The organism is Niallia sp. MER 6, assembly GCF_023714395.1.
GTDB lineage: Bacteria > Bacillota > Bacilli > Bacillales > Cytobacillaceae > Niallia.
This window is the reverse complement of the sequence record NZ_JAMAUK010000003.1, coordinates 358,230-371,477: the sequence shown is the minus strand read 5'-3', so window position 1 is coordinate 371,477 and position 13,248 is coordinate 358,230. Positions and strand designations below refer to the sequence as shown.

Annotated in this window: 16 protein-coding genes and 1 riboswitch; of the genes, 4 read left to right on the top strand and 12 right to left on the bottom strand. The window is 39.9% G+C overall.

The features are described from left to right. Nucleotides 1-5 precede the first annotated feature (5 nt). Nucleotides 6-890 carry a patatin-like phospholipase family protein gene (locus M3600_RS06515; RefSeq protein ID WP_233313190.1) on the bottom strand — a complete coding sequence of 295 codons (885 nt, stop codon included), beginning with the start codon at nt 888-890 and terminating at the stop codon, nt 6-8. A 202-nt stretch (nt 891-1,092) separates the two neighbouring features. On the opposite strand from M3600_RS06515, the gene M3600_RS06510 reads away from it, so the two are divergent. After that, nucleotides 1,093-1,296 carry a spore coat protein gene (locus M3600_RS06510; RefSeq protein ID WP_233313189.1) on the top strand — a complete coding sequence of 68 codons (204 nt, stop codon included), beginning with the start codon at nt 1,093-1,095 and terminating at the stop codon, nt 1,294-1,296. 42 nt (nt 1,297-1,338) lie between these two features. On the opposite strand, the gene splB is transcribed toward M3600_RS06510, so the two are convergent. Further along, complete coding sequence (splB, locus tag M3600_RS06505; RefSeq protein ID WP_233313187.1) at nt 1,339-2,364, bottom strand: spore photoproduct lyase; 1,026 nt, start codon at nt 2,362-2,364, stop codon at nt 1,339-1,341. 119 nt (nt 2,365-2,483) lie between these two features. Next, nucleotides 2,484-3,320, bottom strand: a complete 837-nt coding sequence (locus M3600_RS06500; protein ID WP_233313185.1) for a lipoate--protein ligase family protein — start codon at nt 3,318-3,320, stop codon at nt 2,484-2,486. A 191-nt stretch (nt 3,321-3,511) separates the two neighbouring features. Here M3600_RS06500 and M3600_RS06495 point away from each other — a divergent pair, with 191 nt between their 5' ends. Next, entirely contained in the window at nt 3,512-3,892 is a 381-nt protein-coding gene (locus M3600_RS06495) for a rhodanese-like domain-containing protein (RefSeq protein ID WP_233313184.1), read from the top strand. A gap of 85 nt (nt 3,893-3,977) precedes the next feature. Here M3600_RS06495 and gcvPB read toward each other — a convergent pair whose 3' ends face one another. Genes gcvPB through gcvT form a run of 3 tightly spaced genes read right to left on the bottom strand, consistent with a single transcriptional unit; the run spans nt 3,978 to nt 7,889 of the window. Then, nucleotides 3,978-5,432, bottom strand: coding sequence for an aminomethyl-transferring glycine dehydrogenase subunit GcvPB (gcvPB, locus tag M3600_RS06490; protein ID WP_285854717.1), 1,455 nt, complete (start codon nt 5,430-5,432; stop codon nt 3,978-3,980). Beyond that, the gene (gcvPA, locus tag M3600_RS06485; RefSeq protein WP_251644991.1) at nt 5,425-6,771 is read right to left on the bottom strand and encodes an aminomethyl-transferring glycine dehydrogenase subunit GcvPA; all 1,347 of its coding nucleotides are present in this window, start codon (nt 6,769-6,771) and stop codon (nt 5,425-5,427) included. Before gcvPA ends, gcvPB begins: the two co-directional genes overlap by 8 nt. Before the next feature lie 20 nt (nt 6,772-6,791). Further along, nucleotides 6,792-7,889, bottom strand: a complete 1,098-nt coding sequence (gene gcvT, locus M3600_RS06480; RefSeq protein WP_237941695.1) for a glycine cleavage system aminomethyltransferase GcvT — start codon at nt 7,887-7,889, stop codon at nt 6,792-6,794. A 275-nt stretch (nt 7,890-8,164) separates the two neighbouring features. Continuing rightward, nucleotides 8,165-8,255: riboswitch (glycine riboswitch) on the bottom strand. Nucleotides 8,256-8,626: 371 nt separating this feature from the next. Between gcvT and M3600_RS06475 the strand changes: the two genes are divergently transcribed. Both M3600_RS06475 and M3600_RS06470 read left to right on the top strand, forming a co-directional pair. Continuing rightward, entirely contained in the window at nt 8,627-10,336 is a 1,710-nt protein-coding gene (locus M3600_RS06475; protein WP_233313181.1) for a DEAD/DEAH box helicase, read from the top strand. Further along, the gene (locus M3600_RS06470) at nt 10,305-11,102 is read left to right on the top strand and encodes a YqhG family protein (protein ID WP_251644988.1); all 798 of its coding nucleotides are present in this window, start codon (nt 10,305-10,307) and stop codon (nt 11,100-11,102) included. Before M3600_RS06475 ends, M3600_RS06470 begins: the two co-directional genes overlap by 32 nt. Nucleotides 11,103-11,149: 47 nt before the next feature. Here M3600_RS06470 and M3600_RS06465 read toward each other — a convergent pair whose 3' ends face one another. The 6 genes from M3600_RS06465 to comGC are packed head-to-tail and all read right to left on the bottom strand — an operon-like array spanning nt 11,150 to nt 13,248. After that, entirely contained in the window at nt 11,150-11,329 is a 180-nt protein-coding gene (locus tag M3600_RS06465; protein ID WP_233313179.1) for a YqzE family protein, read from the bottom strand. 59 nt (nt 11,330-11,388) lie between these two features. Next, nucleotides 11,389-11,769, bottom strand: a complete 381-nt coding sequence (gene comGG, locus M3600_RS06460) for a competence type IV pilus minor pilin ComGG (RefSeq protein WP_233313178.1) — start codon at nt 11,767-11,769, stop codon at nt 11,389-11,391. Further along, nucleotides 11,766-12,248, bottom strand: coding sequence for a competence type IV pilus minor pilin ComGF (gene comGF / locus M3600_RS06455; RefSeq protein WP_251645025.1), 483 nt, complete (start codon nt 12,246-12,248; stop codon nt 11,766-11,768). Before comGF ends, comGG begins: the two co-directional genes overlap by 4 nt. Beyond that, nucleotides 12,202-12,522, bottom strand: a complete 321-nt coding sequence (locus M3600_RS06450) for a hypothetical protein (protein WP_233313176.1) — start codon at nt 12,520-12,522, stop codon at nt 12,202-12,204. Before M3600_RS06450 ends, comGF begins: the two co-directional genes overlap by 47 nt. Further along, nucleotides 12,506-12,949, bottom strand: a complete 444-nt coding sequence (gene comGD, locus M3600_RS06445; protein ID WP_233313175.1) for a competence type IV pilus minor pilin ComGD — start codon at nt 12,947-12,949, stop codon at nt 12,506-12,508. Before comGD ends, M3600_RS06450 begins: the two co-directional genes overlap by 17 nt. Then, nucleotides 12,946-13,248: a competence type IV pilus major pilin ComGC gene (gene comGC / locus M3600_RS06440; RefSeq protein ID WP_233313173.1), complete on the bottom strand. Its 303-nt coding sequence runs from the start codon at nt 13,246-13,248 to the stop codon at nt 12,946-12,948. Before comGC ends, comGD begins: the two co-directional genes overlap by 4 nt.

The following is a 13,248-nucleotide window of genomic DNA, read 5'->3' as shown; positions in this document are numbered from 1 at the left end:
TTTTATTAATAAGTCCATGAGCGTAGGAATTTATTGGCATAGTCTCGGCCCATCTGAATTATTTCAACTTGTTTTTCTTTCGTTAAGGTGAATTCAGTAGACATAACTCCTTCAGAGGGAATGAATATGATATTCTTTTCATGCTTGCGCGAAATATACCTGGAATCATGAGCATCTTTCATTGTCTCAAACATTGCACCAAACAAATGAAAAGCGTTTTTTATCATATGTTTTGGATGCTCTGACTGTTTATGACTTAGCTTTAGCCCAATAACCGGTCTGATTTTTTTTACATTTTCTTTATCAAAAAGCCACATCGGAAAATTGCTGAGAACGCCACCATCTACAATAATGCTTTTATTTTGTTTTGTTCCAAGGGTTGCTGGTTCAAAAAAGAAAGGAAGACTGCAGCTCATTCTAATGGCCTTTGCAACAGAGAAACTGCCTGGATCAATTCCATACTTAGGCAAGTCATCTGGAAGAACAACCATCACACCATTTGTAATATCAGATGCAATCACCCGCAGTGAGTTTGGAGGCAAATCTGCAAATGTCCTAATCCCTTTATAAGCAAGCTTCTCCTCCAGCCACCTTTCTAATGCATTGCCTTTATATAAGCCAAGTCGCCAATAAAGAAACAGCCATTTCGCAAATGGAAATGGAACGAGAAGCTTGCGTTCATCGAGAAGTGTGGACAAGTCGAGTTCTTCCAGCATTTTCGCAATGTCTTTACTCGTATACTTCGCAGCAACAAACGCGGCAATAATAGAACCAGCACTTGTCCCTGCCACTCTAACAAACTCAAATCCCTTTTCTTCCAGCACTTCACATGCCCCGATCAAGGCAAGACCCTTTATGCCACCGCCTGAAAACACTCCATCTATGTGCATAATGCCTTCTCCCCTTTTATTGCAGCATTGTTACACTTTAATATCGAAAACAGAAAAATAGTACAGCAGGCAAGCCATTTATTTACGTAAATCCACAATTCCCTATTGATTTATTTACATGCTGGGACATTCATCCAATCTTTTATAGGTTGCTGCACATAAAATAAAAGCGTATAGATAAAAAAAATGGAGGTATTTCATCATGAAGCATCACGATGTTCGCAGACCTTATGGATTTGGCAGACCTGGATTTGGTTATGGAAGACCTGGATTTGGAGGAGCAGGATTTGGTCTTGGTGTTTTAGGCGGACTTGCGACAGGAGCTCTGCTTGGCCCTGCCCTTTATGGAGGATACGGTTATCCTTATGGCGGCTTCGGCTACCCTTACGGAGGATATTATTATTAATATAATGACAAATGCGCATAACTCTTGTTATGCGCATCATCTTTATGTGAAGTAAGCAACTTCTGCTTCAGGAAAGAACTGAGATACATAGCCTCTGATTGTATCCTCCATATCTTTTGCTTCATCGTTTTGATAAACATACTTTCCTATGCCGTATCTGCCCCATTTATATTTTCTTTTTTCCTCATCCATCTCAAGCTTAGTTTTCGGGTATCTTTTTGCAATGACTCTTTTAGCTGGCTTTGTGAAGCGATGCTGAATAAGCTCGAATGTCAGATTAGAGAGATTGACGCCCTGCAGACTTTCGGACAACCTTTCAAACAGCTCGTAATAGCCTTCCTTCCAATCTTCATGCAAATAAATAGGCGCGACAATAAAGCCAAGTGGATAGCCTGCATTAGCTACCTTTCTGGCAGCCTCTAGCCGTTCATCAAAGGTAGAAGTCCCAGGCTCGAAATTTTTTATTACATAACGGGAATTCACACTGAACCGGAATCTTGTTCTGCCGTTATGCTCTGCATCAAGCAAATGGTCGACATGGTGATATTTTGTTACGAAACGCAGACGGCCTCTGTCTTGCTGTCCGAAATATTCAATTGTTTTTTTCAAAGAATGCGTTAAATGATCAAGTCCTACAATATCTGATGTACATGCAGCCTCAAATCTTGTAATTTGGTCGCCTCGTTCGTCCATGTATTTTTGCGCTTGATCAAATATTTCCTCCAGATTGACATATGTCCGTATATACGGTTTGCTTCCAAGCGTCGTCTGCAAATAACAATAATGACAATGCCCCATACAGCCAGTCGCAAGCGGAATGGCATATTCTGCTGATGGTTTTGACGTATCAAACTTTAATGTTTTTCTGATGCCGACAACAAGAGTAGATTTAGCATTTCTGTACTGCTGAAGCTCTGTTTCACCTGGAATGCCTCTCACCTGGTTATGCGAGGTCGTTTCTCTTATTTCAAGACCCATCTTTTCAAATTTTTCCTTTAGTTCTCTTCCTAACTGGTATTCTAATGCTTTCGGTTCTATATAAACTAATTGGGGAACAAACGGCTTCATAGTAAAATTTCGCCCTTTCGTAATTTATTATGGCTATATGTTTAATGTTTGCCAAAACAAAAAAAAGAGGACAGGGAATTATCCCCATCCTCAATCGATATAAGCCGTTTAGCTTGTTTTTATCTTTTAAAGTTCCATTCATTGTTTTCATATCTTTCTTTAGCGAGCTTTTCTACATAGTCCAGCTGCTGTTGGTTAAGCTCATATTCCTGCAAGTCAATATTGAGACCTCGCTCAAATCCTTCTTTAAATGCTTTTTTTGCCATCTCAATTGTAATTTTCTTGTCTGTCAAATTATTGATTGCTACTGCCTTTTCCTTAAAAGCCGCCTGCATCCTCTCTTTAATTCGTTCACTCGAATATTTAAACAGACGGAACAGCTTGTCTTCATCAAGATCAAGCAAAATAGAGCCATGCTGTAAGATTACGCCTTTTTGTCTAGTTTGAGCACTGCCTGCAACCTTTCTGCCTTCCACTACAAGCTCATACCAGCTTGGCGCATCAAAGCATACGGCAGAGCGCGGATTCTTTAGTGAAGCTTTTTGCTCTTCTGTTTTCGGAACGGAAAAATACGCATCAAGGCCGAGAAGCTGGAAGCCTTGCAGAATACCTTCTGAAATAACCCGATATGCTTCTGTTACTGTTTTCGGCATATCCGGATGCTCCTCAGACACAATAACACTATATGTTAACTCATGCTCATGAAGCACGCCTCTTCCCCCTGTAGGCCTTCTCACAAACCCTAAGTTCAATTCCTTTACAGCGTCCATGTCAATTTCTTTTTCTACTCTTTGAAAATAGCCGATAGATAATGTTGCCGGATTCCATCCATAAAAGCGAATAACAGGAGGAAAATCTCCAGCAGAATGCCAATCTAGCAGCGCCTCATCTAATGCCATATTAAAAGAAGGGGAACAGTTGCCAGAATCAATAAATCTCCATGTTTCTTTCATCATAAGTAAACCCTCTTTTACGTTAAAATATGTATTATGCACGTGATTAAGTCTATCAAAAACATCAATAGTTGAAAAGAAACAAGCTGTAAAAAAACTTGCCAGCATTCCCTGTAAACTATTGCTTTACTACAATAAGGTTTCACTTATATAATAGAAGTAGAGCAACATGTATTCGAAAGGAGAAATGAGAATTGCAAGCAGTATATACTCTTTTAATTGCGATAGCAATTTTTGCTATCTATTCTATAATCGTATACCTCTATCAACGCAAGATAGTTAAAACGATTTCAGAAGAGGAGTTCCGCCAAGGGTACAGAAAAGCCCAGCTGATTGATGTCAGAGAACCAAATGAATTTAATGCTGGACACGTACTTGGGGCAAGAAACATTCCTCTATCTCAATTAAAAATGAGAAAAGGGGAAATTCGTTCGGACAAGCCTGTTTACTTATATTGCCAAAACGGGATGAGAAGCGGAAGAGCCGCTCAATTTTTACACCGTAAAGGCTACAGACAGCTTACACAGCTGCAAGGCGGCTTTAAAAAATGGTCTGGAAAAGTAAAAACAAAATGATGAAAGGACACTTTTTAGTGTCCTTTTTTATGTACATAAATTCCCCCCATTGCTTCTATGACAACGGGGGGGAATCCTACTTTATTTATTTTTGATAGCGAAGAACTGGCTTTCTCGCAGCAAGCGTCTCATCAAGACGTCCGATTACTGTGGTATGCGGTGCTTCCTGAACAACCTCTGGTGTCTCTTCTGCTTCTTTAGCAATTTGAATCATTGCATCAATGAATTGATCCAATGTTTCCTTTGATTCTGTCTCTGTTGGCTCAATCATAATACATTCCTCTACATTAAGCGGGAAATAAATTGTCGGCGGATGGTAGCCGAAATCAAGCAGTCTTTTCGCAATATCCAATGTACGAACACCGAGTTTCTTTTGACGGCGCCCGCTTAATACAAACTCATGCTTACAGTGTTTGTCAAATGGCAGATCATAAAATTCCGCTAATCTTCTCATCATATAGTTCGCATTAAGAACTGCGTTTTCCGTAACTGCTTTTAAGCCGTCTGGTCCCATGGAGCGGATATATGTGTATGCACGGACATTAATTCCGAAGTTCCCGTAAAAAGGCTTAACCCTTCCAATAGATAATGGACGATCATAGTCAAATACATATTCCTCTCCAACCTTTTGAATGACTGGCTTTGGAAGAAATGGAATCAAATCAGACTTTACTCCAACTGGACCTGAACCTGGTCCGCCGCCGCCATGAGGTCCTGTAAATGTTTTGTGAAGATTTAAATGAACAACATCAAATCCCATATCGCCAGGTCTTGCTTTAGAAAGAACAGCATTCAAGTTTGCCCCGTCATAGTATAATTTGCCGCCTGCGTCATGGACAATTTTGGCCATTTCGAGAATATTTTCTTCAAATAGCCCTAGTGTGTTTGGATTTGTCAGCATAAGTGCTGCTGTATCCTCACCGACCACTCTCCGCAAATCCTCCAAATCAACAAGACCATTTTCATCCGATTTTACTGTGATTGTTTCCAAGCCGGCAACTGTCGCAGATGCAGGATTTGTTCCGTGTGCAGAATCTGGGACGATTACCTTTGTGCGAGATGTATCTCCATTTGCTTCATGGTATGCACGAATCATCATTAATCCTGTCCATTCTCCATGAGCACCTGCCGCAGGCTGAAGTGTCACTTCATCCATACCTGTAATCTCCATTAAATGCTCCTTGAGATCATACATCAGCTCCAGTGCACCTTGAACAGAGCTTTCATCCTGCAATGGATGGATATGAGCAAATCCGCTGAACCTTGCTACATTTTCATTGATTTTCGGATTATACTTCATCGTGCATGAACCTAGTGGATAGAATCCGGAATCAAGCCCATGATTTCGTTTAGAAAGAGCGGTGTAATGACGCATAATATCCAGCTCTGAAACCTCTGGAAGTTCTGGCGGTGCCGTGCGAATATACTCTGCTGGAATCAGCTCGTTTACGTCTAGTTCTGGGATATCCATTTCTGGCAGGCTGTAACCGATTCGCCCGGGTGTGCTGTTTTCAAAAATGAGGGGTTGATGTTTATCCATGATAATCCTCCAATTCCTTGACAAATTCGTCGATTTCTTCTTTTGTACGCAGCTCTGTTACAGCAACCAGCATGCAATGATCCATTCCCTCATAGTCCCTGCCGAGGTCATAACCGCCAATTATATCTTTTTTCAGCAATGCTCTGTTAATAGCAGCAACCGGAGACTTGCAATCTACTACAAATTCATTAAAAGAAGGTCCCTCAAAGCGAATCTCAAAGCCAGCTGCCTTCAATTTCATCTTTGCATAATGAGCTTTTTGAATGTTGGCCAATGCCATCTCCTTAACCCCAAGTTTTCCAAGTGCAGTCATTGCCACAGACGCAGCTAAAGCATTCAGCGCCTGGTTGGAGCATATATTGGACGTCGCTTTATCACGGCGAATATGCTGCTCACGAGCCTGAAGTGTCAAAACAAAACCGACAGCTCCGTTCTCATCAACCGTTTGTCCGACAAGTCTTCCTGGCACCTTTCTCATCAATTTAGAAGTAACAGCGAAATATCCACAGTGCGGTCCGCCGAATGCTTGTGGGATTCCAAAAGGCTGCGCATCACCAACGACGATGTCTGCCTTAAACGCTCCAGGTGGTGTTAATGCTCCAAGAGCTAGCGGATTGCTTGATACAACAAACATTGCTTTATTGGCATGGATGACTTCTTCGAGCTCCTTCAAAGGCTCGATTCTGCCAAAGAAGTTAGGATATTGAATCATAACTGCTGCTACATCATCACCCATATGAGTTTTCAGCACTTCCACATCTGTAATTCCATCCTTATGCGGCACTTCAATCACTTCAATATACTGGCCTTTTGCATAAGTTTTTACGACTTCTTTTGCTTCAGGATGAACACAGCTTGACAGGAGAATTTTCTTTCTTTTTGTTGCACCGGCGCTGAGCATTCCAGCTTCTGCAAGTGAAGTTGCACCATCATACATGGAGGAATTGGCAACATCCATGCCTGTCAACTCACAAATCATTGTCTGGAACTCAAAGATTGCCTGTAATTCCCCTTGGGAAATTTCTGGCTGATACGGCGTATATGCTGTGTAAAATTCCGATCTTGAAATAACATGATCGACAATAACAGGAGCATAATGATCGTAAACTCCTGCACCTAAAAAGGAGACATTTGACTTGCTGTCTGCATTTTTTGAAGCCAGCTTGCTTAGTTCCTTTAATAGTGCAGATTCGCTTTTCGCATTTTTAATATTGTATTCCCCTTTAAACCGTACACTTTCAGGGATATCAGAAAACAGCTCATCAACAGAATCTGCCCCAATTGCTTTAAGCATGGCATTTCTGTCTTCTTCAGTCATTGGCAAATAGCGGTGTTTCATTCTTATTCCTCCTGTCATTGTCACTTGTTCCTTTTATAAAATGGAGTAGCTGTCACTTGTGCTTTTACAAGCTTCCCTCTTATTTCCACTTCCACTTCCTTACCGACTTCTGCATAATTGCTGGAAATCAGCGCAAGACCGATGTTTTTCTTTAATGTCGGTGATTGTGTTCCTGTTGTTACTTCACCGATAGCAGCACCGTTTGCATAGACTTTGTAGCCATGTCGTGGAATCCCTCTATCTATCATTTCAATCCCAACAAGCTTTCTTTGCAATCCAGATTCTTTCTGTTCTTTCAAGGCAGCTTTGCCGATAAAGTCAGCTTCTTTATTCAGCTTTACGGCAAATCCAATCCCTGCTTCCAATGGAGAAATATCCTTGCTAAGCTCCTGGCCGTATAAAGCTAAAGTCGCTTCAAAGCGAAGCGTATCTCTTGAACCTAGACCGCATGGAATAACACCGGAATCCTTCCCAGCATCTAAAATCTCTCTCCACAGATGGGCAGCATCCTCTTTGTTGCAGTATAGTTCAAAACCATCCTCGCCTGTATAGCCTGTTCTTGACAACAGTACCTCCTTGCCGCTGACAGTTGTATGCTGAAATTGAAAATAACCGAGTTCAGCTATATTAGCGCTGCTGATTTTCTTAAGCGTCTCTTCTGCCAACGGGCCTTGCAGAGCCAATTGAGCATAATCGCTTGATAGATTTGACAGCTCTACTTCTCCCTCTACATGGCTTGCAAGCCATGCGAAGTCCTTATCGATATTGGATGCATTAACCACGAGCAAATAGTGGTTTTCGCCAAGCTTGTATGTGAGAAGATCATCGACTGTTCCGCCGTTTTCATAGCACATCGCTGAATATTGCGCTTTGCCGATTTGGATTTTAGAGACATCGTTTGTCAGCATTTTTTGCAGATAATCTAAGCTGTTTTTACCTTTTACCTCAATCTCTCCCATATGAGAAACATCGAATAATCCAGCTTTTGTGCGAACTGCTTCATGCTCTTCTTTAATACTGGAAAACTGAACAGGCAAATCCCATCCGCCGAAATCAATCGTTTTGCCTCCATACTCCTTGTACAGTTCATACAAAGGGGTCTGTTTTAATTCATTCATCCTCTCATCCCCATTCCACTATTTATCTTCCTATTGCATGATAAGATCCACTGCTTAACCGGATTTTACGTTTATCCTATCTTAGGGGGGACTGTAAAAGCACGCAAAAAAGGACAGAACCTCCCCTAATATCCTTTGGATAAAGAAAGGTCTCTGTCCTTGCACCTGAAAGTTTACCGAAATGAATCGGGTGTCCCCTTTGGTGGCTGTCAAAAAGTAGATTTACTTTTTAGCTGATTCCAATATTTCTGAAATCTCAGCACTCTCCAGAGCTGCGTCAAAATAGAGTTCTTTTGCCTGAGAGATTCACAAGGATTTGCTTGCTCCTTCGGCGCTACATAATGTAGTCTCTCCCCTATTTATCATCCGCTATGTATATATAAAATTTAAATAATAAAACTTCTAAGGTTTTATTGGTTTTTTTAGCAATGCTCTCCTGTTCAAATGGATAGATTGCCTCAATATGGCCATACTAATAGATAACTATGAAAAATTCTTAAAAATCGTTCTTTTTAGTAAAGACGATTATTTTTATACAATAACGCTAAATTCGTTCATGTTTTACCGACAAAATATCCAAAAATACGACAAAACAGAAAACTTTTTACACCACTATCCTAACATTTACAATCATATCAAGGCAATAACTTTTTTATGATTTTTGAATATTTTTTGATAATTCAAGATGTTCTATATCGTTCATACGTACCAGTAAATAACAGAAAGGATGGCAGCATATGACAATTAACATCAACTTCGACCAAACCTGGAAGGAAGAATTGCTGAAAAAAATGAATGATGATGGTCCATGGTCTAATTGGGAGCTGTTCCAATTAGCTTTGGAAGTAGAACAGCATACAATCATTCCTGAATTTGAAGGCTTGCAGGCACCAAAGCATTTGTCTGATTTGACACCGTTGCCCCATCAGTTGGAGGTTGCCAAAAAAGTAATCGAGGATATGAACGGGAAAGCAATCCTGGCTGATGAGGTCGGGTTAGGAAAAACCATTGAGGCTGGGCTTATTCTAAAGGAATATATGATTCGAGGGTTAGTAAAAAAAGTGCTGATACTTGTTCCTGCCTCCCTTGTCACACAATGGTCAATGGAGTTAAACAGCAAATTTTTCATTCCGGCTGTGTCGCAAAGGAAAAGCTATGTTTGGGAACAGTGTGATATTGTCGTTTCTTCTATTGATACAGCTAAAAGAGAACCACATAGAAGTATCATCAACAATTTGGACTATGACCTTGTCATCATTGATGAGGCTCATAAATTAAAAAACAATAAAACAAAAAACTATGAATTTGTCCAAAATCTTAAAAAGAAATTCTGTTTATTACTGACAGCAACCCCTATTCAAAACAGGGTGAGTGAAATTTTCAATCTTGTTTCCTTATTGAAGCCTGGACATTTAGGCAGTGAAACCGCCTTTTACGAAAAATATAAAAAGGATTCACGCTCTGTTAATGATGATGAGCATTTAAAAGAACTTGTTAATAAGGTAATGATTCGAAATCGCAGGAGCGATACGGGAATTGAGTGGACAAAACGGGTTGTTGAAGCCGTTACGATTGATTTTACAGAGGAAGAAAGAGAACTTTATAACACTATTGAATCTCTCAAAGGCTATGAGGCTGACGATGAGAAAGCGGGCACAAGAAGTCCATTCTCGATGATAACATTACAGAGAGAAGCCTGCAGCAGCAGAGAAGCTGTGTATTATACATTGCAGAACATGATGAAAAAAACCGAAAATCCCACTCAGGAGTTTCAAGATAAAATCCAGCTGCTCGGCAGCAAAATCATGGCAATCACGAAAAACTCCAAGGCAGAAAAAGCGCTCGAGCTCATAAAAAATGTCGATGATAAGGTGATTATCTTTACAGAATACAGAGCAACTCAGTTATATCTTCAATGGTACTTAAAGCAGCATGGCATCACTTCCGTTCCTTTTAGAGGCGGATTTAAAAGAGGGAAAAAGGACTGGATGCGTGACTTGTTCCAAAACCATGCTCAAGTGTTGATTGCCACTGAAGCAGGCGGAGAAGGCATTAACTTGCAATTTTGCAACCATATCATCAATTTTGATCTTCCTTGGAATCCAATGAGACTTGAACAGCGGATTGGCCGGATTCATAGACTCGGTCAGAAAAAGGATGTGATGATTTACAACTTTGCTATAAGAGATACTGTTGAAGACCATATTCTTAAATTATTGTATGAAAAAATTCATCTTTTTGAAAAAGTTATCGGCGATTTGGACGATATTCTCACAAAACTGGACTTTGGCAATATGGAAGAATATATGGATGATATATTCACCAATTCAAATTCAGAGGGAGAGATGCGCATTAAGATGGATAACCTCACAAGTATGATAGAATTTGCGCAAAATCTAAAGGATGGTGACAACTATGAAGCAGCAAGAAATTCATCAATTTCTTAAACAGTTTTTTCAGGCAAATGATTGTGAGCTGATAGAAGAAAATGAGGGCTATATGATTGTACAATTGACAATTGATTTAGATAAAGAGCTGATGAACCGCCCCTTTTATTGGCACTATGTAGAAAAAACTGGCGGTGTCCCTAACCCCGCCAGACTTACATTAATAACAGATCCAAATAAAGCACCACAGGATTTAAAAGGAGAGCTGATTCATTTTGGGTCTCCAAGATTGCATCAATTGTTTTCCTGCGCCAAAAGACTATCTGGATATATTCGTTTATATGAGAATATTCCAGGACAAAAAAATATGCACACACCACTGCGTCCTTGGCTGTCTATGAACGTGAAAATTTCTTACCAATGCGACCGCAAAAGGGATGTGTTTCGCTCTATTGGACTGCAGCTTATTAACGGTCAGCTAGTCGATAACTTTCATCAAACGGTGAATAAGCTTAATCTTTCTGCCAAAATACCAGACTATGCCTTCACACTTTCACCGTTAATAATGCCTAAAAGCGGGATGATAAGGATTGAGAACACAATTAAACAAACTATCCTCCAAGAGGATCATCAATGGGCGGAAGAAGCGAAAGGAAGATGGTCGAAGGACTTAAAGCTGCTGGAGCATTTTTATGAAGACGCAGAAGAAGACCGGATGGAAAGCTTGGAGATTGAACGGCTGGCATTAAAAGAACAATATGAACCAAAAATCAATGTTTCTATCATAAATGGCGGACTGTTTTATTTAGCTTCTGATGCCGTATAAATAAAAAGGATGAATCCCAAACATCTTAGGATTCATCCTTTTGCCTATTAATATTTTTTCCTGAAAAAATAAACGAACACATACGGAAGTATTCCAAACCATCTCAGCATAAACGGCTCTTTTTCCCCACGCTTTGCCGCCTTTATTTTTTGACGTTCCTCTTTCGGTTGGTCCATGTACTGTACAAATGTCTGCGTTAAATATTTTACATAATCATTTGTTTTCATAACTCACCTTAATCTTTTTACCGATTAGTTTAACCAACCTATCTTTACTCTATACCTTTTTATTTAACCTCTACCCACTTTGTCATGCGGTTTTCTCCCCTGTCAAAATAGCTGTAGGCTTTCATTGGTTCCATTTTGTCTGCAAACAAACGGTATTCCACCTTTAATACATCGTCCGATACTTGCTCAACTGTATAAGCAACCTCTCCTGTTCGATAATGAAACTCTCCCGTTAACATATGTCGATCTGCCCTTAGCTCTTCCTCCAATTGCTTTACTGTACTCATAAAATAATATTCTTGAATAAGAAGCAGCTTCGAGTCGTTGTAAATTCTTTTCTCATTGATATAGATACCTGTTATGACTAGAAAAAAACAGATCACTAGCAGATAAACAGATAAGGTAACAGGATATATAAAGCCATTTTCTGTCTTAATCATAATGGGCTTTCCTCTGCCAGCCGTAGAAAAGAGTAGACAGCAGCCTCCCGTTTAATCTGAAGGCTGTCTGTCACAGCTATCATGACACCATTTTGGATTGCTTCAAATTTAACTGCCTTTACTTCCTGCAGGCATACTTCATGTCCTGTTCCATTAACTCTTCTTCTGATTTTATTTCCATATAACTCATAGTGGATATTCTCTTCCTCAACAGTTAGATGGAGCTTTTGCTCTGTTACGCGGACAGATTCAGCTAATCGCACCTCTTTTTTTAACTGATGCAAAAACACATCCCATTCAAGACTGCGAAGACTGCTGGAAATGATTGCTCCATCTGTTGTTAATTTGATAGCGAAGGGAAAAAAAGCACAAAATACTAAAAACAAAGACAAGGCAACAAGCATTTCTGTTAGCAGAAATCCTTTCTCCCCTTTAACTATCTTCACAGATTGCCTGTGTTTTTTTAAATACATCCACATATTCAATACACGCCTCCTTTCCGTCTTTCCAGCTGATCTTATAAACGATATTTTCCTTCTCGATTGTCTGCGTTAAGGGGCGGACAGACTCCTCAGCCCTCCATTTCAACAAGCATTCATATAATAGCTGGTGTGCTGTTAAATCCTGTTCGATTGCTTTCATTTGCTGAAGCAAATGAATGTATGCAGGTATAAAAAAGCAGGCAATAATTAGCCATGTACCAATAGCCAGAAAAAACTCAGGAAGGAGAAATCCCCTATTGTTTTTTAACATAAAACCTCCCTCTCCCAATTTGAATGGTAAAAAGGTATTTCTTGCTGCCAATACTAATCCGATAGGACGCAAATTTAGAAACATTGCCGCTTGGTGTTATCGTAAAATAAATGGGAACAGCATCCTCGTTTATCTTAATGCTGTCATGATAAATCCTGTCTACAATTCTCCCTGTTTTCAAATCTCCGCGAATATAGTATCTTTTATCGGCCGGGTTAATTTGGACGTAAACAGTTTTCTGGTGAGCTAACGCATAGTTTTGTGCGTAGAACAGGTCTGTTTGCAATTGAGTAAAGAAGGTTCTTTCCTGAAGCAATTCAGATTGAGGCTTTAATAAAATAGGAGTAACTGCGAGGAGGACAAGTACTATAGATAGAACAGCAAGCATTTCCAGCAAAGTAAAGCCGCTTTGAGAATTTATTTTCATCTCTGCACTTCTACTTCACCATTCTCGATGGACAGCTCTTTTCCATTCGGACAAGTCGTCTGCCCTTCCTTTAAATAACCCTCATCCACCAAGGCATTCATGCTTTGCGGATAACTGTTTTTATCCATATAATAGGCCTGCACCTCTGCTTCAACCATTTTCACAAAGGCCTCACAGCCAGTCGAATTGATTTTTGAGTTATGCTTCGTAATATTAGGCAGTGTGATAATCAATAATATCGAGATGATTAAAAGGACTATCATCATTTCTATTAGCGTAAATCCGCTTTCGTTTTTCAT

What these genes read in the sequence shown, in the direction of transcription:
- M3600_RS06515 (WP_233313190.1), bottom strand. Translation starts at nt 890, where the DNA reads ATGCACATAGATGGAGTGTTTTCAGGCGGTGGCATAAAGGGTCTTGCC.
- M3600_RS06510 (WP_233313189.1), top strand. Translation starts at nt 1,093, where the DNA reads ATGAAGCATCACGATGTTCGCAGACCTTATGGATTTGGCAGACCTGGA.
- splB (WP_233313187.1), bottom strand. Translation starts at nt 2,364, where the DNA reads ATGAAGCCGTTTGTTCCCCAATTAGTTTATATAGAACCGAAAGCATTA.
- M3600_RS06500 (WP_233313185.1), bottom strand. Translation starts at nt 3,320, where the DNA reads ATGATGAAAGAAACATGGAGATTTATTGATTCTGGCAACTGTTCCCCT.
- gcvPB (WP_285854717.1), bottom strand. Translation starts at nt 5,432, where the DNA reads ATGGATAAACATCAACCCCTCATTTTTGAAAACAGCACACCCGGGCGA.
- gcvPA (WP_251644991.1), bottom strand. Translation starts at nt 6,771, where the DNA reads ATGAAACACCGCTATTTGCCAATGACTGAAGAAGACAGAAATGCCATG.
- gcvT (WP_237941695.1), bottom strand. Translation starts at nt 7,889, where the DNA reads ATGAATGAATTAAAACAGACCCCTTTGTATGAACTGTACAAGGAGTAT.
- M3600_RS06475 (WP_233313181.1), top strand. Translation starts at nt 8,627, where the DNA reads ATGACAATTAACATCAACTTCGACCAAACCTGGAAGGAAGAATTGCTG.
- M3600_RS06470 (WP_251644988.1), top strand. Translation starts at nt 10,305, where the DNA reads ATGAAGCAGCAAGAAATTCATCAATTTCTTAAACAGTTTTTTCAGGCA.
- M3600_RS06465 (WP_233313179.1), bottom strand. Translation starts at nt 11,329, where the DNA reads ATGAAAACAAATGATTATGTAAAATATTTAACGCAGACATTTGTACAG.
- comGG (WP_233313178.1), bottom strand. Translation starts at nt 11,769, where the DNA reads ATGATTAAGACAGAAAATGGCTTTATATATCCTGTTACCTTATCTGTT.
- comGF (WP_251645025.1), bottom strand. Translation starts at nt 12,248, where the DNA reads ATGTGGATGTATTTAAAAAAACACAGGCAATCTGTGAAGATAGTTAAA.
- M3600_RS06450 (WP_233313176.1), bottom strand. Translation starts at nt 12,522, where the DNA reads ATGTTAAAAAACAATAGGGGATTTCTCCTTCCTGAGTTTTTTCTGGCT.
- comGD (WP_233313175.1), bottom strand. Translation starts at nt 12,949, where the DNA reads ATGAAAATAAATTCTCAAAGCGGCTTTACTTTGCTGGAAATGCTTGCT.
- comGC (WP_233313173.1), bottom strand. Translation starts at nt 13,248, where the DNA reads ATGAAAAACGAAAGCGGATTTACGCTAATAGAAATGATGATAGTCCTT.